This is a genomic window from Pseudomonas sp. UC 17F4 (genome assembly GCF_900101695.1).
In the GTDB taxonomy this organism is placed as follows: domain Bacteria; phylum Pseudomonadota; class Gammaproteobacteria; order Pseudomonadales; family Pseudomonadaceae; genus Aquipseudomonas.
The window spans coordinates 372,093-394,447 of the sequence record NZ_FNKV01000001.1 but is presented as its reverse complement, the minus strand read 5'-3'; the positions used below and the strand labels follow the sequence as shown (position 1 = coordinate 394,447).

The following is a 22,355-nucleotide window of genomic DNA, read 5'->3' as shown; positions in this document are numbered from 1 at the left end:
GTCGTTCCTTGATTATTTGACAGTGTTCGAGTGCTGTTCGTTGATGGCGCGTTGCACCATGTTTTGCGCTTCCATCCTGTTCAGCTCTTGCAGGATGCTTTTGTCGAGGTTGTTCACCCAACGGTTGTAATTACGGTGAATCTTGCCGTTCTTGTAACCCAGCTCGCGGCTGTCGCGGTAGTTGATGCGAAAGTTGCTGACGCTGTAGCGGATGTCGATGGCGGCATAGAAGGTATTGCGCACCAGGATGTCGGCCTGGATCAGGTTCGGGCTGACCGTGCGTGCGGTCCAGCCGCGCTCGGCGACGGCCTTGAGGATGGCCTGCTGCACTTGCTCGTGGCTGTAGTTGTGGCCGACCACAAGTTGCTCTTGCGGGGTCAGTACCGGCTTTGAGGTACAGCCAGCCAGGCCCGCCAGGGCCAGGCCGAGGACAGCGGCGCGAATCAATGAAGACATTCCTTTCTCTCCAGCAGGTTTGAGGTCAGGTCCAGCGGCGGAAAATCAGCGAGGTGTTGACCCCGCCAAAGGCGAAGTTGTTGTTCATCACGTAGTCGTGACTCATGCTGCGAAACTCGCCGCACAGGTAGTCCAGCTCGCCGCAGCGCGGGTCGATGTGCTCAAGGTTGAGGGTGTGCACATAGCGGTCGCTGTTCATCATCTCGATGCTGAACCAGGACTCCAGCGCGCCGCAAGCACCGAGGGTGTGGCCGAGGAAGCTTTTTTGCGAGCTGATCGGCATGCGCGGGCCGAACAGGCTGCTGGTGGCCAGGGTTTCGGCGATGTCGCCCTGCTCGGTGGCGGTGCCGTGGCCGTTGACGTAGCCGATGGCAGCCGGCGTGAGGTTTGCGTCTTCCAGCGCCAGCTCCATGGCCCGGCGCATGGTCGCCTGCTCCGGGCGGGTGGTGTGCTGGCCGTCGGCGTTGCTGCCAAAGCCGACGATCTCGGCATAAATGTGCGCGCCCCGGGCCAGGGCGTGCTCGAGCTCTTCGAGCACCAGCATGCCGCCGCCTTCGCCGATTACCAGGCCATCGCGACCGCTGTCGTAGGGGCTCGGGCTCTTGTGCGGGGTGTCGTTCTTGAGGCTGGTGGCGTACAGCGCGTCGAAGACCATAGCCTCGGTCGGGCACAGCTCTTCGGCGCCGCCGGCGAGCATCAGCGGCAGGCGGCCGAACTTGATCGCTTCATAGGCATAGCCGATGCCCTGGCTGCCGCTGGTGCAGGCGCTGGAGGTCGGGATCAGGCGCCCGGTGAGGCCGAAGAAGATACTGATATTGGCTGCGGTGGTGTGCGGCATCATGCGCACGTAGGAGTTGGCGTTGAGGCCTTCGGCCACCGAGTTGAGCAGCATGTTGCCGAACGCCTTGATCTCGTCGGTACTGCCGGTGGACGAGCCGCAGGCCACGCCCATGCGCCCGTCGCGGATCGACGGGTCGTCGAGCAGGCCGGCGTCGCGCAGGGCGTTCTGCGCTGCCGCCACGGCCAGGCGCGAGACCCGACCCATGCTGCGCAGCTGCTTGCGGGTCCAGCCGCTCGGCACCTTGAAATCGTCGATGGGGCCGGCCAGGCGCGTATTGAGCTCCTCGAAACGGTCCCATTCATCCATGCGGCGAATGCCGCTGCGGTTGCTGGCGAAGTTGCCGGCAATGGTCTGCCAGTCGCTGCCCAGCGAGGTGATACCGGCCATGCCGGTGACGACCACACGTTTCATCAGCACAGGCCTCCGTTGACCGCCAGCACCTGACGGGTGATGTAGGCGGCTTCGGCCGACATCAGGAAGTTCACCGCGCCGGCGACTTCTTCCGGGGTCCCCATGCGTTGTGCCGGGATCATCTTCAGCAGCTCTTCAACCGGTACGTGCTCGTCGAGCATGGCGGTATCGATCAACCCCGGGGCAACGCAGTTGACGGTGATCTTGCGCTTGCCCAGCTCGATTGCCAGGGCCTTGGCGGCGCCGATGACGCCGGCCTTGGAGGCGCTGTAGTTGACCTGGCCACGGTTGCCGATCATGCCCGACACCGAGGTGATGCAGACGATACGCCCGGCTTTGCGCCGGCGGATCATCGGCATCATCAGTGGGTGCAGGACGTTGTAGAAACCGTCGAGGTTGGTGCGCAGCACCTGGTCCCAGTCGTCTTCGGTCAGCGCCGGGAAGGCGCCGTCGCGGGTCAGGCCGGCGTTGCAGACCACACCGTAGTAGGCGCCGTGGGTTTCTACGTCATCAGTGAGGATGGCCGCGCAGGCGGCGCGGTCGGCGACGTCGAACTGCAGCACGCGGGCTTGCTGGCCCAGGCCCCGGACTTCTGCGGCAACGGCGTCGGCTTCACTGCGCCCGTTTCGGCAATGCAGGACCAGGTCGAAACCGGCGTGCGCCAGGCGCAGGGCAATGGCCCGGCCAATGCCACGGCTGGAACCGGTGACCAGGATGGTGTCAGTCATGGGGGGACTCCTCAGGGCCCGCTTCGGCCAGGTAGCTGGCCACCTGCGGCGGGCGAAAAACGTTCAAACGGGCCATGGCATGGATGCCCGGGCCGCGCAGGTGACACTCGAACACGCCCATGCCGTTGTCGTCTTCGAGCGAGCGCAGGGCATGGATGCGCAAGTGGGCACCGGCAGGGAAATGTTCGACATTGCATTCGAATTTACGCGTGCCGAGCAAAAAGCCCAGCTCCACCGGCTGGCCTTGCTGGCGCGCGCGGCAACCGGCATAGGCGGCCACGCTCTGGGCCATCAGCTCGATGCCGACCCAGGCCGGCAGGCTGCCGTCGGCGCGGTTGAACAGGCCGCCGGGGCGTACGGTCAGGTGGGTATGGATCTGCTCTTCATCGAACGACTCGACCTGATCGATAAGGATCATGTCGCCGGCGTGCGGCAGCAGTTCGGCCAGTGGCCAGGTGATCATGGGGTGTCTCCGAGAATCAGGCTGACATTGTTGCCACCGAAGGCGAACGAGTTGCTCATCAGGCGTCGCGGGCCGCTGGCCGGCAGGCGCTGGCTGGCATCGGCCAGGTTCAGGGCTGGCAACTGCGGGTCATCGACGCCATCCCAGACATGCGGCGGCAGGCGCCCTTCGGTATTGCCGGCGGCCAGGCTCAGCCAGCAGAACGCCGCTTCCAGTGCACCGGCGGCGCCCAGGGTGTGGCCGGTCATCGGCTTGCTCGACGAGCAGGCCAGCTGGCTGCCAAACAGTTCATGCACGGCCAGGCTTTCCATGGCGTCGTTGTGCCGGGTGGCGGTGCCGTGCAGGTTCAGGTAGTCGATGTCTTGTGGTTGCAGGCAGGCATTGTCCAGCGCCTTGCGCATGGCCTGCAAGGCGCCCTTGCCGCCGGGCTCTGGCGCCGAGATATGGTGCGCATCGGAGCTGGCACCGGCACCGAGCAGGGCAATGCCGGGGCCTTCGTGGTTGGTATCGCGAGTCATCAGGAACAGTACCGCCGCTTCGCCGATGTTGATGCCATTGCGGTTGACCGAGAACGGGTTGCAGCGCTCGGCGCTCACCGCCTCGAGGGCGCTGAAGCCGTTGAGGGTGAGCTTGCACAGGCTGTCGACACCGCCGCAGATCACCGCATCGCACAGCCCCAGGTCGAGCAGGCGCCGGGCGCTCATCAAGGCCCGGGCGCTGGAAGTGCAGGCGGTGGAAATCACATAGGCCGGGCCGCTCAGTTGCAGCCAGTCGGCAAGGAAATTGGCCGGGGCGCTGAGCTCCTGCTGGGCATAGTCGTAGCTGGGCGAAAATTGTTGCTCGCGCAGGTAGTGGGCGATGCCCTCGCTGGCCTCCTTGATGCCCGAGGTGCTGGTGCCCAGGACGATACCGATGCGCGGGCGGCCAAAGCGGGCGATGGCCGCTTCGATCGCTGAGCTGATCTGCAGGCAGGCCTCCAGCAGCAACTGGTTGTTGCGGCTTTGGTGGGCCTGCAGGCCGGCAGGCAGCTCGGGCAGTTCGCCGTGCACGGCTGCTACCGGCAGGCTGCGCTGCGCTACCCAGCCCTCCTCCACGCGCATGCCAGAGCAGTCGCCGGCAAACAGTTTGCGGGCAACTTCGGCCTGGCCGCGCCCGAGGGCGCAGACCAGGCCCAGGGCATTGAGGTAAGCGGTCATGGCGTGTTCTCGCTGGGCAGTGGGCTGACTAGATAACGCAGGCCCTGGCCCAGGTTCAAGGTGAAGTCGTCGGCTTGTCGGTAGTCGACATGCCAGCGCTCACCCAGCCAGCGTTGCTGGCCTTGCTGGCGGGCGCCGGGGTAGAGCGTTTGCACCTGCTCGGCCGGGGTCATGGCGAACAGCAGGGCGGCGAACAGTTCACGGGCACCCGGGTTGGGTGGCAGCAGGCCATCGGCTTGCCACTGGCCGTCGTTGAGCAACTGCCGTGCCTGCGGAATGCCCAGCAAGTCCAGCAACGACCAGCGCAGGCTGGCGTCTTCGCGCTGGATCACCAGCAGCCAGTCCTGGCTTTGCCCCGCCTGTTGGCGCTGAATATGCAGCTGCATCGGCAGCGGCAGCGCCGGCATTTGCGTGGGCAGCGGCACCCGGCTGGCGCAGGCGCTCAGCAGGGCAAAGGCGAGGATCAGCAACAGGCGTTTCATGCACTCGGCTCGGTGGGGTTCAATGGTTTGCGCGCCACCACGTTGACCAGGGTTTCTTCGCGCTGGCCGACGGGCGGTGGCTTGCGCAGGCCGAAGCGTTCGAGCAGGCCGAAGTCGCTGGAACGGCTCCACCACAGGTACGGGTAAGAGACATTCTGCGCGCCGAATTCGAAGCCCTGGTCGCGCAGCATCTGCAGGTACTGTTCGGCGCTTTTCTGTACATGCATGGGGTGACGGAACAGCCAGCGGATCACCCAGGTGTCGATATAGGCTTCGGTGGACTCGGCGAACAGCAGGTAGCCGCCGGGCTTGAGCACCCGGTAGAACTCGGCCAGGGCCTGTTCCTGCTCGACCAGGTGGTGGAAGGTCTGGTGGCAAAAGAGCATGTCGACGCTGTTGTCGGCAAACTGCAAGGCCGCGCAGTCACTGCCGCGCAGCTCGACATTCAGCCCCAGGCGCCGGGCCTCGGCCTGGCTCAGTTCGAGGCTGTGCGGGTCGGCGTCGGTGCCCAGCAACTGGCCGGGGCTGAACACCTGCTGCAGGTACTGGAACGACTTGCCCTGGCCGCAGCCGGCATCGAGCAGCACCGGTGCTTGCGGCAGCGGCGCGTCGAACAGCCGGCGCAGGTCGTTGATCGCCACCCGCAGCACGTGGTGCTGCCAGGTATGGCTACGCAGGAACCAGAAGCCGAAGCGGGTTTCCTCGACGTAGCTGTCGCTGAGGAAGGGTTGTTGGCTCATGCTGCCGTCCTTGCACAGACTTCGGCGAGCATGCGCAGGCGCCGCTTGGGCTCGGCCACGAACGGGTTGCGCGGGTCCCAGGCATAACCGGCGAGGATCGAGCTGATCATCGCGCGGATTTCCGGCGAGCTGGCCGGGTGGTAGATGACGTCCTGGAAGCTGCCGTTGTACCAGCCTTCGACATAGGCGCGGAAGGTATCGACGCCGCGCTTGAGCGGCTCGGCGAACTCGCTCTGCCAGTCGACGTTTTCACCTTGCAGCTGGCGGTGCAGCACGCCGGCGGCCATGCTCGCCGAGCGCATGGCGATGGTTACCCCGGAGGAAAACACCGGATCGAGGAATTCGGCGGCGTTGCCGAGCAGGGCAAAGCCCGGGCCGTGCAGGGTCTTGACGTTGGCCGAGTAGCCGCCGATGGTCCGCGCCGGGGTGTCCCACACGGCGTTGGCCAGCACCTTGGCCAGGCTTGGGGTCTGGGCGACGAAGTCTTTCAGGCAGGCATCCAGGTCAGCCGGCGCGGCGGCAAAGTGCTCGGCGGCGGCGACCACGCCCAGGGAGCAGCGGCCGTTGCTGAAGGGAATGGTCCAGAACCAGATATCGCGGTGCTGCGGATGGGTGGTGATGAGGATTTTTTCGCGGTCGAACGCCGGGTGGTCGATGCGGTCTTCGATGTGGGTGAACACCGCCTGGCGCACCGGAAAGCTCGACGGCGCTTCGAGGTCCAGCAGGCGCGGCAGGACGCGGCCATAACCGCTGGCATCGAGGACAAACTCAGCTTCGACGCGGTACTCGCTGCCATCCAGGCGGCGCACGCGCAGCTGCGGGCGGGCACGCTCGAAGTCGGCGGCGATGATCTCTTCTTCGTAGCGGATTTCCACGCCCTGGGCAGCGGCCTGGTCGGCCAGCAACTGGTCGAACTGGGCGCGCTGGACCTGGAAGGTGCTTGGCTTGCCGTTGCTGAAGGTGTCGCCAAAATCAAACGCGCTGTATTCCTCGCCCCAGGCGAAGGCCGCGCCGTTCTTGCGCTGGAAGCCTGCCGCTTCGAGGGCCGGGAGCATGCCGGCTTCCTCGACGAAGTCGATGCAGTGCGACAGCAGGCTCTCGCCGATGGAAAAGCGCGGAAAGCGCTGGCGCTCGATGATCAGTACGTCGTGGCCATTGCGCTTGAGCAAGGCCCCGGCGATGGCGCCGGACGGACCGGCGCCGATGATCAATACCTGCCGTTGTTGCAGTTCAGTGTTCGGCATAAGGCCTCCTTGCCGGTTGGGCAGTCTTCAATGGAATCCGGTGCAGGCCGGCCAGCGCGGGCATCAGCGTGGCGACCAGGCTCATCAGCATCAGCGCGAAGTACAGCGCCGGGCTGATCAGCTGTTGTTGCAGCAGCAGGTTGAGAAAGACGATCTCGCTCAAGCCGCGAATATTGAGCAGCAGGCTTTCCCGCCATTTGCTCGCGCCGGCGAACGACGGCGTCGCCCAGCACAGGCCCAGCCAGTTGCCGAGCAGCTTGCTGACGATCGGTAACAGCAGCAAGGCACTCAACTGGATGGCATCGAAGCCCTGCAGCACGTTGTGGATATCGATCTGGATGATGCCGAAGGTCATGATCAACGGGATCGCAATGCCGTTCTGCAGGTGTTTTATCCACAGCGCCGACAGCGGCATGTGCAGTGGCAGCTTGAGCCAGGCCAGGCAGCACAGGTAGCCGATACCGAAGATCAACGCATTGAGGCGGTAGTGCTCGGCAACGAACAGCAGGGCGAAAAAGCCCAGGCTGTAGACCCACGGCCGGCGCAGGCCAAGGGCGTACAGTGGCAGCGGCAGGCAGGCGCCCAGCACGGGCAGCAGCAGGCTCACGGGGTCGAGGCTACCCTTGCCCAGGCCAAACAGCAGCCAGCAGGTCAGGTCGATGAGGATCGCCGACTGCATCAGACGCCGGGTCGCTGCGGGCGGATAGTCAATGTTGCGCAGGTACAGGTAGAGCACCGGAATGGCGGTGATGGCGAACACCAGCCCAAGCGCCAGGGTGGTCAGCCAGGGCTGCGTCGGCAGCAGCAAGGCGCCGCAGGCCAGGCCACAGGCAAAGGGCACCAAGAAGCTCGGCAGGGCGATCTTCAGGCTCTGGCGGTCGAACTTCAGCTCCACCACGTCAGCCAGAATATGCCCCAGCAGCAGGGCGAAACTCAGGCCATACAGGGTTTTCAGCCAGGACGGCGCCACCAGCGCAGCGCCACTGAGCTGCCAGTGCGGCTCGACCCAGAACAGCATCAGCAGCGGCAGGCCGAGGGTCGCCAGCAACAACTGGCTGACAATCGGGATCAGCCCCAGGCGCCGGCCCAGCTCACTGGCGATCCAGAACAGTGCCAGGGCCAGGACCCAGAACAACACGATACTCATGCCGCCTGTTCCTTGTGGCCGGTGGCAGCCCAGGGCGCCAGGACAAAACTGAAGGCCAGGCCGAGGCTCACCGCCAGGCCAAAGTTGCTCACCGCCGGGGTGCTCGACACCGCCAGCAGGCCGAACGACAGCCAGGTGGTGGTCGCCGCCAGCAGGGTGCCGAGCAGGCTGACGGCGGCGCCGCCGATCTGCTCATGCATGAGGATCGCGTAGTCTACGCTGATGGCGGTCACCAGCAGCAGGCCGAACAGGCTGAACAGGGTCAGCGGCTGGCCCAGCCAGCCCAGGCAGGCCAGGCTGCACAACGCGGCGAGTAGCGGCAGGGCGACGATGCGCAGGGCACCGCCGAGGCCGAACGGCAGGATCAGCAACACCACGATCAGCGCGCACGACAACAGCTTGAGCTCGGCGGCGCTGACCTGGGTGGCGGCAAACACCCGGTTGAGGTCGCCGAGGCGGTCGACCAGTTGCACGCCGTCGAGGTCGTCGGCTTGCAGGCGCAGCAATGCCGGATCGTTCAAGCCCTGGAGGCTGACGATGGCGGCCACGCCCTGGCCATCGGCGCCCAGCCACAGGGTGCGCCAGGGCTCGCCCAGCGGGCCGCTGAGGGCGTGATCGATGTCGAGGGTAGGCAAGGCCTGCACTTTTGCCAGTTCCGCCTGTAACGCGCTTTGCGGTACGCCCAGGGCCAGCAGCGGCTGCAGTGGCAGGCTGCCCAGTGCATCGCGTACCTGTTGCTGCTCGGCAGGGCTGGCGACCAGTTGGCTGAGGGCCATGTAGCCCTTGAGCTTGTCGGTTTCGACCAGTTCATCGAGCCGCGTGCTCAGCGCTTGCAGGCGACCCAGCAACTGCGTCTGGTCGGCGCCGCGAACCAGGTAGAACTGGCTGGTGGGCTGGTAACCGGTGATGCGTGCCACGGCCTGGGCTTCTTCGAGCAGTTGCGGCGGGCTGCCGACCCACTGGCGGATGTCGTTGCGGCTGTCCAGCTGCCACAGGCCCGCCGCGCAAAACAGGATCAGCAGGCCGAGCAACACCGGGCTTGGCACGTTGTTCAGTAGCTTCAGACGCAGGTCCACCAACCATTGGGCAATGCGCAGCGGCCATTGCGCCGGCTGCAGCTCGATACCCTTGAGCAATGCCGGCAGCAGGCACACGGCGCTGAGGTAGGCGCCGACCAGGCCGGCGGCGGAAAACACGGCGATCTGGGTCAGGGCCGGGAACGGCGTGAAGGCCAGGGCCAGGTAGCCGATGCAACTGGTGGCCAGGCTCAGGCTCAGGCCCGGCAAGGTCAGCCGCAAGGCCGGCCAGGCACGCCAGGGGCGCAGGCTCCAGCTCTTGGACAGGTAGTGCAGCGGGTAGTCGACGGCGACACCGATCAGGCTTGAGCCGAGCACCAGGGTCATCACGTGCATCTGGCCGAACAGCGCCACGCAGGCCACCGCACCGAACAGCATGCCGACCAGCACCGGCATGAACGCCAGCAACACCCGCAGGCGCCGGAACGTCAGCAGCAACAGCAAGAGGATGCCGACCGTGGCGCCGCCGCCAACCCAGGTGATTTCCTGGCTGGCCTGGCGCTGGCCGCTGGCGGCATACAGCAAGCCGCTGGCGGCCAGCAGGCGGGCGCCGCGCTGCCCGGCTTCAACCCGGCTGGCGGCGAGCAGGTCGGCGACCTGCAGCGGCAGTTGCAGGTCGAACGCATTGCCCAGGGTGCGCGCGCGCAGCAGCACCCAGTGCTGGCCGTCGGCCTCGGCCAGCAGCGCGCCGCTGGCGGTGTCCAGTTGTACCGCAGCAGGGCGTGGCTGGCTGTTCTGGATGCGCCCGGTCAGGCCCAGCCAGTCGTCCTGGCTGGGCACCAGGCTGAAGCCGGCAAAGGGATCGTAGAGGCTCTGCACGCGCTGCTCGATAAAGCCTTGCGGGTTATCGACCAGGCTGCTGCGGTCGGCGCGCGAGAGCATCGCCAGGCGCCCTTGCAGCAACTGCTCGCGCAATGCCTGCAGGTCGGTTTGCAGGCTCCACTGGACCTTCTCGAACAGGCCGCTGGCCTGCCATTGCCCGGCCAGGCGCTGGGCCAGGGCGATGGCCTGGTCACGCTGGGGATGGCCGACCAGCACCAGCATCTCGCGGTTCAGCGGCTCCTGCATACGCTGTTCGGCGCGTTGCATCAGCGGGTCCTGGGTGGCGCCGGGCACCAGCGTCATCAGGTCGGCAGACAACGGCGCGGCGCGGTGCCATTGCCAGCCGGCGAGGGCCAGCACAGCGATCAGCAACAACAAAAACAGCCGTGGCAACAGGCGCTCACTCGGCAAAATCGCGGCGCTCCGTGTCGGTCAGGCTGGCGCTGCTGCTCGATGGCATGCGTAGCACCGTGCTGTCGCCCTGGGTTTCCAGCAACTGGATGCGTTCGACGTAGCGCCCGCCCTCGATATCGATCTGGCTGAACACCTGCTTGAGCAGCAGCGAGCGCGGAGTCAGGCGCAGTTGCCAGTGCTGGGCATCGCCTTGCAGGCTCAGCTCGAAGTCACGCTGCAGGCCGCTGCTGTCGCCTTGCAGCACGGCGAAGAACAGGCGGTTCTGCTCGGCGCCGGCGCTCTTGCCCGGCAGCATCTGCCAGCCGGACGGGTCGCGGCGGGCGATGCCCTGGGCGTTGAGGCGGTAGTCCTGCTTGAGCGGCGTTTGCAGCAGCCACAGCAGGCCATGGTCACGGGCGAGCACGAACTGGCCTTTGCTGACCAGTGGCTGTGGCAGGGCACGCAGGTGCTTTTCCTGGATGAACGGGCCCTTGATGACCGCAGGTTCGCCCAGTTGCTTGCTCAGGTCATCGAGGCCAAAGGCGTGGGCCAGGGTGCAGCTGGCCAGCAGGCCAAGGCACAGCAGGCCACGCAACAGCGTCTTCATGGCAGCACCTTGTTCACAGCGTCGATCATCACCTGCGGCGAGGCCAGTTGCATCTCGCCGCTGGCGATCTCGACCGCGACCTGCACCGAGCTGGCGCGGGTCATGCGTGCGCCAGTGACGGCATCGCTGATCAGGTAGTTGATCTTCAGGCGGTTCTCCCACTCCACCAGGCTGGCGCGCACGTTCAGGCGCTGGCCGAAGGTGGCGCCACGCACATAGCGCAGCTGCAGGTCGATCACCGGCCAGGCGAAGCCGGAGGCCTGCATCTGCAGGTAGTTGTGTTCGAGCCTGTCGAGCAGCGCGCAGCGCGCCACCTCGAGGTATTTGACGTAGTGGCCGTGCCAGACCACCAGCATGCTGTCGACATCGAAGAACGGCACCAGCACTTCGCTATCGACGTGCAACACTCCCTGACTACGCATGCAGCCTCCAGTGTTGTTCGGCTATTCGGCTCAGGCACAGGCGCAGGTCGCCTTCCAGGGCACGGTCTTCGATGACCGGGGCGAAGTCTTCGAGCAGCGCGGCGTGCATCTGGGCCAGTGCTGGCGGTAGGTCGCGGGCGTCGGCTTCGCGGCCGCGCAGCCAGACACCCTGGTTGGCCGCCAGCAAGGTCGCGGCGGCAACCTGTTCGGTCAGTTCGAGCGTGCGCAGGGCATCGCGGGCGGCGATGGTGCCCATGCTCACTTTGTCCTGGTTGTGGCACTCGGTGGAGCGCGAGAATACGCTGGCCGGCATGGTGTTCTTCAACGCTTCGGCAGTCCATGCGCTGGCGCCGATCTGCACCGCCTTGAAGCCGTGGTTGAGCATCGCCCGCTCGGCGCTGGCGCCCGACAGGTTGCTCGGCAGGCCATGGTTGTAGCGGCTGTCGACCAGCAGCGCGAGCTGGCGGTCGAGCAGGTCGGCGACATTGGCCACCAGGTTCTTCAGGCTGTCCATGGCGAAGGCGATATGGCCGCCGTAAAAATGCCCGCCGTGCAGCACGCGTTCGGCTTCGGCGTCGATGATCGGGTTGTCGTTGGCACTGTTCAGTTCGGTCTCGATAAAACCGCGCAGCCAGCCCAGGCTGTCGGCCAGCACACCGAGCACATGCGGTGCGCAGCGCAGCGAGTAGCGGTCCTGCAGGCGGTGCAGCGGCGCGGTTGGTGCGTCGATGGCCAGATCCTGGCGCAACCAGGCGGCCACCTGCATTTGCCCCGGGTGGGGCTTGGCGGCGAACAGGCGCTCGTCGAAGTGCTCCGGGTTGCCTTGCAGGGCGACCACGTTCAGCGCGGTGATGCGCGTGGCCAGCTTGAGCAGGTAATCGGCGCGGGCGAAGGCCAGGCAGGCCAGGCCGGTCATCACCGCGGTGCCGTTCATCAGCGCCAGGGCTTCCTTGGGCCGCAGCACCAGCGGCTGCCAGCCCAGTTCACGATGGACGTCGGCGGCGCTGCGGCGCTCGCCGCGGTACAGGACCTCGCGCTCGCCCGACAGGGTGGCGGCCACGTAGGACAGCGGCGTCAGGTCGCCGCTGGCGCCCACCGAGCCTTCCTGGGGAATCAGCGGCAGGATGTCGTGGGCAAGAAACGCCTGCAGGCGCTCCAGCAGCTCGACGCGCACCCCGGACACGCCATGGCACAGCGACTGCAAGCGGGCGGCCAGCACCGCGCGGGTGGCCGGTGCATCGAGCAATTGGCCGAGGCCACAGCCGTGGAAGGTGTACAGGTGCTTGGGCAGCGCTTCAACATGCTCCAGCGGCACCGCCACCACGCACGAGTCACCGTAGCCGGTGGTCACGCCGTAGATCACCCCTTCCTTGTCCAGCAGCGAGTCGAGGAACTGCGCGCCACGGGCAATCCGCGCGCGGTACTCGGCGTCGTCCTGCAGGCGGGTTTCGGTCTGGCGATTGGCCAGGGCGAGGACGTCTTCGATTGCCAGCGGCAACGCGCCGAAGGTCACGGGCTTATGCGGATGCATCGTCATCGGTCTTCCAGAAAGGGTAGAAATTGAACCATTGCTGCGGCGCTTGCAGGCAATAGTGGCCCAGGCGCTCGGCATAGCGCCCGGCCCAGTCGGCGATCACCTGATCGCGCTGGCCGCGGCGCCATTCGATGGCCTCGGCGAAGGGTTCGAGAATCACCTGGTAGCGGCCTTGCTGCTTGAGGCAGAAGAACAGGTTGAGTCGGCACTTGAGCAGCCCGGCCAGTAACCACGGGCCTTGCGGGAAGGCGGCGCGGTGGCCGAGAAAATCCGTCTCGACCGTGCGCGCGCCATGCAGTGGCACGCGGTCACCGGCAATCGCCAGCCATTCGCCGCGGTCCAGGCGCTGGCTCAGTTGCAGCATGATCGCCGGGTCCAGCTCGCTGACCTGGATCAGGCGCAGGTTGCTCGCCCCCGATTCACCGAGCAGGCGATTGAAGCGTTCGGCGTGCTTGGTGTGCACCAGCACGTTCATGGTCACTTGCTCGCCGAGCTCGGCCAGGGCGCGGCAGACTTCAAGGTTGCCCAGGTGCGCGCCGACCAGCATCTGCCCGCGCTCGGCGCGCAGTTGAGTGCGCAATTGTGCCGGGTCGACGATTTCGATCTGCTCCAGGCGCAGCTTGCCGTTCCACACGTCGAGCTTGTCCAGCAGGGCCTCGGCAAAGGCCATGAACTGGCCGAACACCCGCCGCTGGCTGGGGCGCAGGCCGGCTTGCCCGCTCCAGTCGGCCAGGCGCTGCTGGTATTGCCAGATGCTCTGCCGGGCGCGGCGGCCAAACACGAAGAAGTACAGGACGATGCCATACAGCACCGGGCTGAGCAGGCGTCGGCCGAGCAGTTTGATACCGAAGGCGGTCAGCTTCATCAGCCAGAAGCTGCCGCGCTCCTGGTGGTCGGCCCAGTGTTGTTCGCCGTTGCTCATGCCTGCCACCGCCGCCAGAGGATCGCCGGGGCACGCAGCAACATGCCGAAGAACAGCTTGGTGTGCATCTTCGAGATCAAGGCGTTGTCGTGGAACAGGCGAAAGTGCGAAAGGCCATCGGCCGGGTAATGCACCTTGGTCGGCAGCCAGCGCATCGGCTGGTTGCGCCAGGCCAGGCGCACGAGGATCTCCGGGTCGAAGTCCATGCGCTTGCCGAGCTTGACCGCATCGATCAGCGCCAGGGTCGGCGGCAGCGGGTAGACGCGAAAGCCGCACATCGAATCGGGAATCTGCAGCGACAGGCTGTTGATCCACACCCACACGTGAGTCAGGTAGCGCGCGTACAGGCGGCCTTTGGGCACGCTGGCGTCGTACTGTGGATAACCGCAAATCAGCGCCTGTGGATAAGCCTGCGACTGCTGCAGAAAACGGCTGACATCGGCCAGGTCGTGCTGGCCGTCGGCATCCACCTGCAGGGCATGGCTGAAGCCCAGGCGTGCCGCTTCGCGCAGGCCGGCCATGACCGCGCCGCCCTTGCCCTGGTTGACCTGCAATGTCACCAGATAAACCTGCTGCTGTTCGGCCAGCTGGCGCAGCACGGCGGCGCAGGCCGGGCTGCTGGCGTCGTCGACCAGTACGCAAGGCAGGCCGGCTGCGAGCAAGTCGGCAACTACCGCTGGCACCGCCAGTTCGTGGTTGTACACCGGGATCACCGCGCAGGGTTTATTCACCGATGGCCTCCAGCACGATGCGGCCGCTGGAGCAGGCTGCCCCGGCATTGCTGTAGGCAAAGTAGAGCTTGCCGCGCTCGGCATCGAAGCGCAGGGTCAGTTGCAGCGGGTCGCCGGGGCGCACCAGTTGCTGGAACTTCAGCACTTCCATGCCGGCGAACTGGCGTGGCCGGTCGAGCAGTTGTTGCCCGAGCGCCAGCGCCCAGTCGACCTGGACTACCCCCGGCAGTACCGGCGTCTGCGGGAAGTGGCCGTTGAAATAGGCAAGGTCTGCCGACACCGCCAGTTGCAACTGCAGTTCGCCGTTGACTTCGGCCTGGCTCAGCACTTCCGGGCCTTTGGGCCGTGGTGCCAGCAGCAGGGCTTCGAGCTCGGCCTGGGGCAGTTTGCCCTGGGCGTTGAACGGCAGTTGCCGCAGCAGCCGCCAGCGTCGGGGCAGGGCCAGGGCTTCGCAGTGCTGGCTGAGGTGCTGGCGCAGGCCTTCGGTGAGTGCGCGTCGGCCCTGATTGCGCAGGGCATGCAGGCCTGCGGCGCTGAGCACCAGCAGGGCGCCAAGGCTGGCGCGGTTTTCCTGGATCACCGCCAGGCGCGCTTCCTCGACCCAATCGTGGGCGACCAGGGCCTGTTCGAGCATTGGTAGGGAGATGCGTTTTTCTTCCAGTTTGACGATCCGGTCCAGGCGCCCGAGCAGGCGGAAGCGCCCGTCAGCGGTGAACTCGACGGCATCGGCGCTTTGCTCGATATGGCCGGGTGGCAAATAGGTCGATTCGATACGCAGCGCACCCTGTTCATTCTGGCTCAGGCGCACCTCGGCAAAGGGTTGCCACAGGCTGTCGCCCTGGCGCCAGGCAATGCCGCCGGTTTCCGAGCTGCCGAGAATTTCGCTCGGCCATTGCTGCAGGCGCTGGTGCAAGGCCTGGGCGGCGCTGGCCGGCAGCTCGCCGCCGGAGGAAAACACCCGGCGTACCGCGCTTAACGCGGGCCAGTCGAGGTTGTCGCCCATGCGCTTGAGCAGCGCCGGGCTGGCCACCCAGGCAAAGGCCGGGTGCTCGCGGCTGGCGCGCTGCAGGTCTTCGGGGAAGGGCAACTGCCGACGCACGAACGGGCGCCCGGCACACAGCGGCCAGAGCACGCGAAACAGCAGGCCGTAGATGTGCTGGGCGGCGACGCTGCCGATGATGCACGCAGCGCCCAGCTCTGTGCCCCATAGCTGTTCCAGGGCCTGCACTTCGTTGGCCAGCTGGCGCAGGCTCTTGTCGATACGCTTGGGTTCGCCGCTGGAGCCGGAGGTGCACAGGCTCAGCAGGCAAGCGTCCAGGTCCAGTTGGGCAGCGGCCAGGGGCGTTTCCAGCAGTGCATCCAGCGCAGTGTCTTGCGCCTGGTCGCTCAGCCACAGCTCGACTTCGCCTTGCCAGCGCTGGCGGGTCTGGACTTGCAGGTCGGCCGGCAGCAGCACCTGTACGCCGGCGCGCCAGGCGCCGAGCAGGGCCACGGCCAACTCGGCGGCGTCTTCCAGGTGCACGGCAATGCGCTTCACACCACGGCGCTCAAGGCCAGCGGCCAGTTGCAGGGCTTGCTGGCGCAGGCCCGCGTGGTCCAGCGCCGGGGCGAAGGTTACCGGGCGCGGCGCGTCGCTCGGGTGCAGCAGTTGCTCAAGAGCAATCCATTTCATGAGCGTCCTCGCACGCGTTGTCTTATCAGCCATTCAATGGCAAACAGCAGGCCCATCAGCCCGTAGGCGATCAGGCCGTTGTACAGGGTCCACCAGCTCAGCGGCGCCCACAGGGTCAGGGCGGCGGCGACCAGGCCGTTGGCCAGGAAGAACAGGCTCCAGACCTTGGTCACCTGGCGTGTGTAGTGGATCGCCACCTCGGGCAGTTGCGGCTCGCGCAGGCGCGCCAGGCGCTCGGCCACCGGCGGGCCGAATTTCAGGCTCAGGCTGAACAGGCCAAGCATGAACGCGCTGATCAACACCGGGTACCAACGCAGCAGCTGCGGGCTGTTGAACAGCGCCAGCAACGCGCAGAAGGCAATCGCCGCCACGGCCATCCAGTGCCCGCCGGGGCGCTGCGGTTCGCTCAAGGCGCGCGCCAGCCACAGGCCGCCGAGCAACAGGCCGAACTGCCAGGGGGCAAAGTGGGCCATGCCAAAATGCACCGCAAAGGGGTACAGCAGACCGGCCAGCAGCAGGCCGAGGCCGATCAGGCGTTTCATGCCGCGTTGTTGACCAGGCGGTAGACCGCCTCGACCACGTCGTTGACCGTACGTACGGCCTTGAACTCGTCGGCGGCGATTTTTTTGCCGGTCTGGCGCTTGATGTGATCGATCAGGTCGACCGCGTCGATGCTGTCGATTTCCAGGTCCTGGTACAGGTTCGATTCCAGGCTGATGCTGGCCGGGTCCAGTTCGAACAGTTCGACCAGGGCATCGCGCAGGGTGTTGAAGATGTCTTCGCGGGTTTGCATGGTGCTGTCTCAGGCTGCCTGTTTGGCGGTGACGAAAGCCGCAAGGCTGGCCACGCTGGTGAAGTGGTTACGGGTGTCCTTGGCGTCGGCGTCGATCTTGATGCCGTACTTCTTCTGGATCGCCAGGCCGAGTTCGAGGGCGTCCACCGAATCCAGGCCCAGGCCTTCGCCGAATAGGGTCTGCTCGTCACCGATGTCCTGGGCGCTGATGTCTTCAAGGCCCAGGGCGTCGATGATCAACAGCTTGATGTCGTGGTTAAGGGTGTTCTGTGGATCGCTCATCTTCGGCGAGCTCCTTGGTGAAGTGCTGATGCAAATAGTCGTTGAGTTTGCGCGAGGCCTGCGGGGCGGGGCCTTGTGCGGCGAAGGCCTGCGGGTCGATGTCGGCACCGACCTGCAGGCTGAAATGCACCCGGCGCTGGGGTATGCGGTACCAGGGTTCGGCCTTGGTCAGGGTGCTGGGGGTGACCTTGATGGTTACCGGGGTAATGATCTGCGCACCGCGCAGGGCGATGGCCGCTGCGCCGCGATGGAAGGCCGGCGGTTGGCCCGGCTGGGTGCGCGTGCCTTCGGGGAAGATGATCAGGGTCTGGCCGCCTTGTAGTGCGCCGACGGCGCTGTCGAGCATGTCCATGCTGCCGTCGTTGCTGATGTATTCGGCCGAACGCACCGGGCCGCGGGTGCAGGGGTTGTGCCAGAGGCTCTGCTTGACCACGCAGTTGGCCTGGCGAACCAGGCCGATGAGGAACACCACGTCGATCAGCGACGGGTGGTTGGCAATGATCATCTGCCCCGGGCGGCCGAGTCTTTCCGCGCCCTTGACCTCATAAGTGAGCACGCCGCTGGCGGCCATGAAACGAATGAAACGCCAGAACAGCCAGCTGATGGTGTGCCGCGCGCGCTGGCGATGGCGTACGCCGTCGCCGGGCAGGCAGGCCAGCAGCGGGAACACCAGCAGGCGCAGGCACAGGCCGCCGACACCGAACAGCAGGAAGCTGACGGCGGTGGCGAGCAGGCGCCAGTAATAGGCGTCGCGTGGTCTGCTTATGGCTTGCGTTGCCAGTTCCATGTGCGACTCTTCCAGGTGTGGGTACAGGTGCTTTCGCCCTTGAGCATGCAACGCAACCAGCTCAGGGCATGGGGTTCGCTCGCGGCTGAGCCGGCGCTGTTATCGCCCAGGGTCAGTTGCCAGTCGTCGCCAGGCGTCAGCAGCAGGCCCAGGGCGTAGGCAAACGGCACGTCATCGATCCACGGGCCGTAGGCCGCGGGCGGCTGTTCTTCAGTGATTATCAGCAGCACTGCCGGGGCGCCTTCGCGCAGCAGGCAGGCGGCTTCCATCACGCCGTGTTCGAAACCGTCACCGGCAGCGGCCAGGGCGGTCATTTCGCTGGTTTCGCCACGCATGATCGACCACAGGCCGATCACCGCGTTGTGTACCGACAGGCTGAACTGGGTTGGCGACAGCGGCTGCTCGTTGGCCAGGTCGCTGAGTATCTCGAAGGTGCGTGGGGTTTCGCCATGCCGGGAGACGAACACCAGCGGCAAATCCTGCATTCCTTCGGCCAATGGCCAGCCCACGGCAAAGGCCATGCGCGCCAGTCGGCTCAGGCGCCGGCGCTGCATGGCCGGCAAAAACGACACATCCGGTGCCTGTTCAGCCACTGCCGGGCAGTGCTGTGCCTGGCTCCAGGCCTGCCAATCGGCAGCCGTCTGCAGGCCTGGCGCCCACGCGCGCCACTGGCTGATATTGAATGTGATCACTTAGCTGTACTTCCCGCCCTGAGGGACTTCCTTGCCGAGGGAGTGACTCGGAACAACGACCTGACAGGGGTGTGGCGCAATCGCCGAGTGGCGCGCATTATCCCGGTGGAGTTGGTGTGTAGCAAATATTGGTTGTACGGATTGTCGTCTGCAACAGACAGCGGTCCCGAAGATTCGTCGGACCGATCCGAGGTTTCCCGACCAATGGCGGTGTTGTTTATTCGGTCGGATCGCCGAAAACTTGAGCCATTGGCGGCTGGTCAAGCCGTCATTGGCCGCACATACTCGCTCATCCCCAGACACACGGAGGTCTTTCCATGCGGCGCGTGGTATTCAATCAGAAAGGTGGCGTTGGCAAGTCGAGCATTGCCTGCAACCTGGCAGCGGTGAGTGCCAATGAAGGCTATCGGACCCTGCTGATCGACCTGGATGCCCAGGCCAATTCGACCCAGTACCTCACCGGGCTGACCGGCGAGGACATTCCCATGGGCATTGCCGACTTCTTCAAGCAGACCCTGTCGTCCGGGCCGTTTGCCAAGAAGAACAAGGTCGATATCTACGAAACGCCCTTCGACAACCTGCATGTGGTGACCGCCACCGCCGAGCTTGCCGACCTGCAGCCCAAGCTTGAGGCTAAGCACAAGATCAACAAGCTGCGCAAACTGCTCGATGAGCTGGACGAGGACTACGACCGGATCTACCTGGACACTCCGCCAGCGCTGAATTTTTATGCGGTTTCGGCGCTGATCGCTGCCGATCGTGTGCTGATCCCCTTCGATTGCGACAGCTTCTCTCGCCAGGCCCTGTATGGCCTGCTGGCCGAGATCGAAGAACTAAAGGACGATCACAACGAAGAGCTGCAGGTCGAAGGCATCGTCGTCAACCAGTTCCAGGCCCGCGCCAGCCTGCCCCAGCAGATGCTCGACGAGTTGATCGCCGAGGGCTTGCCGGTGCTGCCGGTGTACCTCAACAGCTCGGTGAAGATGCGCGAATCACACCAGGCCAGCCTGCCGCTGATTCACCTGGAGCCTCGGCATAAACTGACCCAGCAGTTTGTCGAGCTGCACGCTCTGCTCGAAGAAAACGCCTAGACGCCCTGGCTGCGCAGCCACTCCAGCAGTTGCTGGAGTGGGAATGCACCGCTCTGGCGCGCCACTTCCCGGCCGTTTTTGAACAGGATCAGGCTGGGGATCGAGCGAATCGCCAATTGCCCGGCCAGTTGCTGGTTGGCCTCGCTGTCCAGTTTGGCCAGGCGGCAGCGCCCGCTCAGCTGAGCGGCGGCCTGGGCAAAGATCGGCGCAAACGACTTGCACGGCCCGCACCAGTCGGCCCAGACATCGATCAGCAACGGCAGGTCGCCCTTGATCTGGCTGGCGTAATCGCCCTGTTGCAGATCGAACGGCGTGCTCAGCAGCACCGGGTTCTTGCAGCGGCCGCATTTAGGGCTGTCGCCAAGACGCTCGCCGGGGATGCGGTTGAGGCCGTTGCAGTGGGGGCAGGGGATGAGTAGTGGGTCGCTCATTTGAGTACCTGAGAAGGGTGAGAATGTTGAAACACTAAGAGCATTCTCGGGCAAAGACAAATACCGCCGCCGCTTGCTTGCCGATTATCCGGAATGTTTTGATAAGTATCGCAGATTGCTATATTTGTGTATTGCTCTCAAGCTCCCTCCTGAAAGCACTTTGCGATTCGGGTGTGGCATGCATGTGATAACGGAAAAACGCATCTGGGAGGCCAAGGCGAAATGGCCGCGAGCAGCCTCGGCGCTGGACGCTTGGTATCGACTGGTCAAGGCCTGCAATCCCGCGGACTTTGCTGCGATGAAAGCGACATTTCCTGCCACTGACAAGGTAGGGGCGTTGCATGTATTCGATATCGGCGGCAACAAATTGCGGCTGATTGCGGTTGTGCACTACAAGACGCAGCGCCTGTATATCAAGCATGTGCTTGATCATGGCGAGTACGACAAAGGCAAGTGGAAGGAGTGAAGGCAATGAGCCCACTGATCAAGCAAGCGGCAGCGCATTGGCAGTATGTGTCGCCGTTGCTGCGCAAACCAGCCAGCGAAGCGGACTACGATGCACTGGTCGAATCGCTGGATGAACTGCTGGTTTTGGTCGGCGAGGATGAGAGCCATCCCCTGGCAAGTCTCGCTGTACATCTGGGGGATATGCTGCAGGCCTATGACCATGCGCATCGACCTTTGCCCCGGGCCAGTGGCGTCGACACGTTGCGCTACCTGATGCAGGAACATGGTCTCAAGCAAAGCGATCTGCCGGAGATTGGTTCGCAATCGGTAGTGTCGGAGGTGCTGGCGGGCAAGCGTCAGCTCAATCTGCGTCAGGTGCGTGAACTGGCCAAGCGCTTTTCGGTGCCCGCGGACGTGTTCTTCTAAAGATCAGAGGCGGTGAAGCCTCACGACGAGCAACTGATCTCCAGGTGCTTGCCCCACTCCGGCGGCCGCTGGGCATAGGCCTGCATGCCCGGCTGCTCGTCGAACGGTTTGCTCAGCACTTGGTGCAGGCGGCGTACTTCCTCGTAGTCACCCCCTTCGGCCGCCTCGATGGCGCGCTGGGCCAGGTAGTTGCGCAGGATGTACAGCGGGTTGACCGCATGCATGCGCTCGCGCCGGCCTTCGGCGTTGCCGGGTTCGCGCTGCAGGCGCGCCAGGTAATCGGCTGACCACAGGTCAAAACCGGCCAGATCGATGAAGTCGTCGCGCACCACCTGCAGGGCCTGCTCGGCAGGCTGGTCGCCGAGATGGCGGAAGAACAGGGTGTAGTCCACCGCGCCGGGCTGCATCAGTTGCAGCAGGCGCTCGATCAGCAGCTTGTCGTCGTCTTCTGCCTGGGTCAGGCCCAGGCGCCGGCGCATCAGGTCCAGGTAATGGGCCTCGTACAACGGCAGGAACAGCCCGAGGGTTTCCTTAAGCGCTTCGACGCTGATAAACGGCGTCAGGGCCTGGGCCAGGGCGCTGAGGTTCCAGTGGGCGATGGGTACCTGGTTGCTGTAGCTGTAGCGGCCCTGGTCATCGGAGTGGTTGCAGATGAAATTGGCGTCGAAGTCGTCGAGGAAGGCGTAGGGGCCGAAGTCGAAGGTGATGCCCAGAATCGACATGTTGTCGGTGTTCATCACCCCGTGGCAAAAACCATAGGCCTGCCAGCGGGCAATCAGCTCGGCATTGCGCTCGACGATGGTGCGGAACATCGCCAGGTACGGCTCGGGTTCGTCCTTGCACTCGGCAAAGTGGCTGTTGAGCACGTGCTCGGCGAGGATGCGCTGCTGCTCGGGCTGGCGGGTGTAGTAGAAGTACTCGAAATGCCCGAAGCGGATATGGCTCGGCGCCAGGCGCAGCAGCATGGCGGCGCGCTCCTGGGTTTCGCGCCATACCGGAGTGCTCGAGCCGATCACGCACAGCGCGCGGCTGCTGGCGATGCCCAGGGCCGGCAGGGCCTCGCTGGCAAGGAACTCGCGGATCGACGAGCGCAGCACGGCGCGGCCATCGCCCATGCGCGAGTAAGGCGTCTGCCCGGCGCCCTTGAGGTGCAGGTCCCAGGACTGGCCGGCGTCGTTGCGCACCTCGCCCAGCAACAGCCCGCGGCCATCGCCAAGGCGCGGGTTGTAGGAGCCGAACTGATGCCCGGAATAGACCATCGCCCGCGGTTCGGCCTCGGCCCACAGCTTGTGGCCGCTGAACAGTTCGGCAAATACCGGCGAATGGGCTTCAGTGGGCTCAAGGTCGAGCAGCGCCATGGCTGCCTCGCTGGCGACCACCAGGCGCGGTTCGGCAATCGGCTCGGGCAGCACCGAAGTAGAGAAGGCATCGCCCAGGCGGGCGAAACGGTTATCGAAAGTCAGTTCGTCGAGGGCTTTCAACGGCCATCTCCTGAAGAAAACCTGAGCATTCTGCAAGG

The 22,355-nt window shown here is 65.2% G+C and carries 26 protein-coding genes; 3 read left to right on the top strand and 23 right to left on the bottom strand.

All coding sequences use genetic code 11. The features are described 5' to 3' along the window. Positions 1 to 12: 12 nt before the first annotated feature. The 21 genes from BLR26_RS01755 to BLR26_RS01655 are packed head-to-tail and all read right to left on the bottom strand — an operon-like array spanning position 13 to position 18,441. Positions 13 to 456 (bottom strand): hypothetical protein, encoded by a 444-nt coding sequence (locus BLR26_RS01755; RefSeq protein WP_045193943.1) that lies wholly within the window; start codon positions 454 to 456, stop codon positions 13 to 15. Between the two features lie 25 nt (positions 457 to 481). Beyond that, positions 482 to 1,708 carry a beta-ketoacyl-ACP synthase gene (locus tag BLR26_RS01750; protein WP_093377139.1) on the bottom strand — a complete coding sequence of 409 codons (1,227 nt, stop codon included), beginning with the start codon at positions 1,706 to 1,708 and terminating at the stop codon, positions 482 to 484. Next, positions 1,708 to 2,436 carry a 3-oxoacyl-ACP reductase FabG gene (gene fabG, locus BLR26_RS01745; RefSeq protein WP_045193941.1) on the bottom strand — a complete coding sequence of 243 codons (729 nt, stop codon included), beginning with the start codon at positions 2,434 to 2,436 and terminating at the stop codon, positions 1,708 to 1,710. The genes BLR26_RS01750 and fabG overlap by 1 nt, the downstream gene beginning before the upstream one ends. Further along, positions 2,429 to 2,899: a hotdog family protein gene (locus tag BLR26_RS01740; RefSeq protein ID WP_093377133.1), complete on the bottom strand. Its 471-nt coding sequence runs from the start codon at positions 2,897 to 2,899 to the stop codon at positions 2,429 to 2,431. Before BLR26_RS01740 ends, fabG begins: the two co-directional genes overlap by 8 nt. Continuing rightward, entirely contained in the window at positions 2,896 to 4,095 is a 1,200-nt protein-coding gene (locus tag BLR26_RS01735; protein ID WP_093377128.1) for a beta-ketoacyl-[acyl-carrier-protein] synthase family protein, read from the bottom strand. The genes BLR26_RS01740 and BLR26_RS01735 overlap by 4 nt, the downstream gene beginning before the upstream one ends. Continuing rightward, the gene (locus BLR26_RS01730; RefSeq protein WP_093377124.1) at positions 4,092 to 4,577 is read right to left on the bottom strand and encodes a hypothetical protein; all 486 of its coding nucleotides are present in this window, start codon (positions 4,575 to 4,577) and stop codon (positions 4,092 to 4,094) included. Before BLR26_RS01730 ends, BLR26_RS01735 begins: the two co-directional genes overlap by 4 nt. Further along, positions 4,574 to 5,317, bottom strand: a complete 744-nt coding sequence (locus BLR26_RS01725) for a class I SAM-dependent methyltransferase (protein WP_093377120.1) — start codon at positions 5,315 to 5,317, stop codon at positions 4,574 to 4,576. Before BLR26_RS01725 ends, BLR26_RS01730 begins: the two co-directional genes overlap by 4 nt. Beyond that, on the bottom strand, positions 5,314 to 6,561 hold the full coding sequence (locus tag BLR26_RS01720; protein WP_045193936.1) for an NAD(P)/FAD-dependent oxidoreductase: 1,248 nt from the start codon (positions 6,559 to 6,561) through the stop codon (positions 5,314 to 5,316). The genes BLR26_RS01725 and BLR26_RS01720 overlap by 4 nt, the downstream gene beginning before the upstream one ends. Then, positions 6,548 to 7,708 (bottom strand): cation:proton antiporter, encoded by a 1,161-nt coding sequence (locus BLR26_RS01715; RefSeq protein WP_093377115.1) that lies wholly within the window; start codon positions 7,706 to 7,708, stop codon positions 6,548 to 6,550. The genes BLR26_RS01720 and BLR26_RS01715 overlap by 14 nt, the downstream gene beginning before the upstream one ends. Beyond that, positions 7,705 to 10,017 (bottom strand): MMPL family transporter, encoded by a 2,313-nt coding sequence (locus tag BLR26_RS01710; RefSeq protein WP_093377110.1) that lies wholly within the window; start codon positions 10,015 to 10,017, stop codon positions 7,705 to 7,707. The genes BLR26_RS01715 and BLR26_RS01710 overlap by 4 nt, the downstream gene beginning before the upstream one ends. Beyond that, a complete protein-coding gene (locus BLR26_RS01705; RefSeq protein ID WP_093377106.1) occupies positions 10,007 to 10,606 on the bottom strand; it encodes an outer membrane lipoprotein carrier protein LolA in 600 nt (199 codons plus the stop codon). The genes BLR26_RS01710 and BLR26_RS01705 overlap by 11 nt, the downstream gene beginning before the upstream one ends. Then, a complete protein-coding gene (locus BLR26_RS01700; RefSeq protein WP_045193932.1) occupies positions 10,603 to 11,028 on the bottom strand; it encodes an acyl-CoA thioesterase in 426 nt (141 codons plus the stop codon). The genes BLR26_RS01705 and BLR26_RS01700 overlap by 4 nt, the downstream gene beginning before the upstream one ends. Next, a complete protein-coding gene (hutH, locus tag BLR26_RS01695) occupies positions 11,021 to 12,565 on the bottom strand; it encodes an HAL/PAL/TAL family ammonia-lyase (RefSeq protein WP_093377102.1) in 1,545 nt (514 codons plus the stop codon). The genes BLR26_RS01700 and hutH overlap by 8 nt, the downstream gene beginning before the upstream one ends. Next, complete coding sequence (locus BLR26_RS01690; protein ID WP_045193930.1) at positions 12,546 to 13,484, bottom strand: LpxL/LpxP family acyltransferase; 939 nt, start codon at positions 13,482 to 13,484, stop codon at positions 12,546 to 12,548. The genes hutH and BLR26_RS01690 overlap by 20 nt, the downstream gene beginning before the upstream one ends. Then, on the bottom strand, positions 13,481 to 14,215 hold the full coding sequence (locus tag BLR26_RS01685) for a glycosyltransferase family 2 protein (protein WP_045193929.1): 735 nt from the start codon (positions 14,213 to 14,215) through the stop codon (positions 13,481 to 13,483). Before BLR26_RS01685 ends, BLR26_RS01690 begins: the two co-directional genes overlap by 4 nt. After that, positions 14,208 to 15,887: an acyl-CoA synthetase family protein gene (locus BLR26_RS01680; protein WP_045193928.1), complete on the bottom strand. Its 1,680-nt coding sequence runs from the start codon at positions 15,885 to 15,887 to the stop codon at positions 14,208 to 14,210. The genes BLR26_RS01685 and BLR26_RS01680 overlap by 8 nt, the downstream gene beginning before the upstream one ends. Next, positions 15,884 to 16,429, bottom strand: a complete 546-nt coding sequence (locus BLR26_RS01675) for a COG4648 family protein (protein ID WP_045193927.1) — start codon at positions 16,427 to 16,429, stop codon at positions 15,884 to 15,886. The genes BLR26_RS01680 and BLR26_RS01675 overlap by 4 nt, the downstream gene beginning before the upstream one ends. Then, on the bottom strand, positions 16,426 to 16,680 hold the full coding sequence (locus BLR26_RS01670; RefSeq protein WP_045193926.1) for an acyl carrier protein: 255 nt from the start codon (positions 16,678 to 16,680) through the stop codon (positions 16,426 to 16,428). Before BLR26_RS01670 ends, BLR26_RS01675 begins: the two co-directional genes overlap by 4 nt. Before the next feature lie 9 nt (positions 16,681 to 16,689). Then, a complete protein-coding gene (locus BLR26_RS01665) occupies positions 16,690 to 16,962 on the bottom strand; it encodes a phosphopantetheine-binding protein (RefSeq protein WP_010222262.1) in 273 nt (90 codons plus the stop codon). Continuing rightward, a complete protein-coding gene (locus BLR26_RS01660) occupies positions 16,937 to 17,749 on the bottom strand; it encodes a lysophospholipid acyltransferase family protein (protein WP_093377098.1) in 813 nt (270 codons plus the stop codon). The genes BLR26_RS01665 and BLR26_RS01660 overlap by 26 nt, the downstream gene beginning before the upstream one ends. Further along, complete coding sequence (locus tag BLR26_RS01655) at positions 17,725 to 18,441, bottom strand: beta-ketoacyl synthase chain length factor (protein WP_093377095.1); 717 nt, start codon at positions 18,439 to 18,441, stop codon at positions 17,725 to 17,727. Before BLR26_RS01655 ends, BLR26_RS01660 begins: the two co-directional genes overlap by 25 nt. Positions 18,442 to 18,758: 317 nt before the next feature. On the opposite strand from BLR26_RS01655, the gene BLR26_RS01650 reads away from it, so the two are divergent. Continuing rightward, positions 18,759 to 19,532, top strand: a complete 774-nt coding sequence (locus tag BLR26_RS01650) for a ParA family protein (RefSeq protein ID WP_038997609.1) — start codon at positions 18,759 to 18,761, stop codon at positions 19,530 to 19,532. Here BLR26_RS01650 and trxC read toward each other — a convergent pair. Beyond that, on the bottom strand, positions 19,529 to 19,963 hold the full coding sequence (gene trxC / locus BLR26_RS01645; protein ID WP_093377092.1) for a thioredoxin TrxC: 435 nt from the start codon (positions 19,961 to 19,963) through the stop codon (positions 19,529 to 19,531). The two genes, BLR26_RS01650 and trxC, sit on opposite strands and share 4 nt — an antisense overlap. Positions 19,964 to 20,141: 178 nt before the next feature. Between trxC and BLR26_RS01640 the strand changes: the two genes are divergently transcribed. Together BLR26_RS01640 and BLR26_RS01635 are read left to right on the top strand one after the other, a co-directional pair. Then, complete coding sequence (locus tag BLR26_RS01640; protein ID WP_093377089.1) at positions 20,142 to 20,429, top strand: type II toxin-antitoxin system HigB family toxin; 288 nt, start codon at positions 20,142 to 20,144, stop codon at positions 20,427 to 20,429. A 5-nt stretch (positions 20,430 to 20,434) separates the two neighbouring features. Beyond that, positions 20,435 to 20,836: a helix-turn-helix domain-containing protein gene (locus tag BLR26_RS01635; protein ID WP_093377086.1), complete on the top strand. Its 402-nt coding sequence runs from the start codon at positions 20,435 to 20,437 to the stop codon at positions 20,834 to 20,836. 20 nt (positions 20,837 to 20,856) lie between these two features. Here the strand turns inward: BLR26_RS01635 and selO are convergent, their stop codons facing one another. Beyond that, positions 20,857 to 22,317: a protein adenylyltransferase SelO gene (gene selO, locus BLR26_RS01630; protein WP_093377083.1), complete on the bottom strand. Its 1,461-nt coding sequence runs from the start codon at positions 22,315 to 22,317 to the stop codon at positions 20,857 to 20,859. Between the last annotated feature and the right edge of the window lie 38 nt (positions 22,318 to 22,355).

Bases quoted from the DNA above. Each gene is read 5' to 3' on its own strand.
- BLR26_RS01755 (WP_045193943.1), bottom strand. From the start codon at position 456: ATGTCTTCATTGATTCGCGCCGCTGTCCTCGGCCTGGCCCTGGCGGGC.
- BLR26_RS01750 (WP_093377139.1), bottom strand. From the start codon at position 1,708: ATGAAACGTGTGGTCGTCACCGGCATGGCCGGTATCACCTCGCTGGGC.
- fabG (WP_045193941.1), bottom strand. From the start codon at position 2,436: ATGACTGACACCATCCTGGTCACCGGTTCCAGCCGTGGCATTGGCCGG.
- BLR26_RS01740 (WP_093377133.1), bottom strand. From the start codon at position 2,899: ATGATCACCTGGCCACTGGCCGAACTGCTGCCGCACGCCGGCGACATG.
- BLR26_RS01735 (WP_093377128.1), bottom strand. From the start codon at position 4,095: ATGACCGCTTACCTCAATGCCCTGGGCCTGGTCTGCGCCCTCGGGCGC.
- BLR26_RS01730 (WP_093377124.1), bottom strand. From the start codon at position 4,577: ATGAAACGCCTGTTGCTGATCCTCGCCTTTGCCCTGCTGAGCGCCTGC.
- BLR26_RS01725 (WP_093377120.1), bottom strand. From the start codon at position 5,317: ATGAGCCAACAACCCTTCCTCAGCGACAGCTACGTCGAGGAAACCCGC.
- BLR26_RS01720 (WP_045193936.1), bottom strand. From the start codon at position 6,561: ATGCCGAACACTGAACTGCAACAACGGCAGGTATTGATCATCGGCGCC.
- BLR26_RS01715 (WP_093377115.1), bottom strand. From the start codon at position 7,708: ATGAGTATCGTGTTGTTCTGGGTCCTGGCCCTGGCACTGTTCTGGATC.
- BLR26_RS01705 (WP_093377106.1), bottom strand. From the start codon at position 10,606: ATGAAGACGCTGTTGCGTGGCCTGCTGTGCCTTGGCCTGCTGGCCAGC.
- BLR26_RS01700 (WP_045193932.1), bottom strand. From the start codon at position 11,028: ATGCGTAGTCAGGGAGTGTTGCACGTCGATAGCGAAGTGCTGGTGCCG.
- hutH (WP_093377102.1), bottom strand. From the start codon at position 12,565: ATGACGATGCATCCGCATAAGCCCGTGACCTTCGGCGCGTTGCCGCTG.
- BLR26_RS01690 (WP_045193930.1), bottom strand. From the start codon at position 13,484: ATGAGCAACGGCGAACAACACTGGGCCGACCACCAGGAGCGCGGCAGC.
- BLR26_RS01680 (WP_045193928.1), bottom strand. From the start codon at position 15,887: ATGAAATGGATTGCTCTTGAGCAACTGCTGCACCCGAGCGACGCGCCG.
- BLR26_RS01675 (WP_045193927.1), bottom strand. From the start codon at position 16,429: ATGAAACGCCTGATCGGCCTCGGCCTGCTGCTGGCCGGTCTGCTGTAC.
- BLR26_RS01670 (WP_045193926.1), bottom strand. From the start codon at position 16,680: ATGCAAACCCGCGAAGACATCTTCAACACCCTGCGCGATGCCCTGGTC.
- BLR26_RS01665 (WP_010222262.1), bottom strand. From the start codon at position 16,962: ATGAGCGATCCACAGAACACCCTTAACCACGACATCAAGCTGTTGATC.
- BLR26_RS01660 (WP_093377098.1), bottom strand. From the start codon at position 17,749: ATGGAACTGGCAACGCAAGCCATAAGCAGACCACGCGACGCCTATTAC.
- BLR26_RS01650 (WP_038997609.1), top strand. From the start codon at position 18,759: ATGCGGCGCGTGGTATTCAATCAGAAAGGTGGCGTTGGCAAGTCGAGC.
- trxC (WP_093377092.1), bottom strand. From the start codon at position 19,963: ATGAGCGACCCACTACTCATCCCCTGCCCCCACTGCAACGGCCTCAAC.
- BLR26_RS01640 (WP_093377089.1), top strand. From the start codon at position 20,142: ATGCATGTGATAACGGAAAAACGCATCTGGGAGGCCAAGGCGAAATGG.
- BLR26_RS01635 (WP_093377086.1), top strand. From the start codon at position 20,435: ATGAGCCCACTGATCAAGCAAGCGGCAGCGCATTGGCAGTATGTGTCG.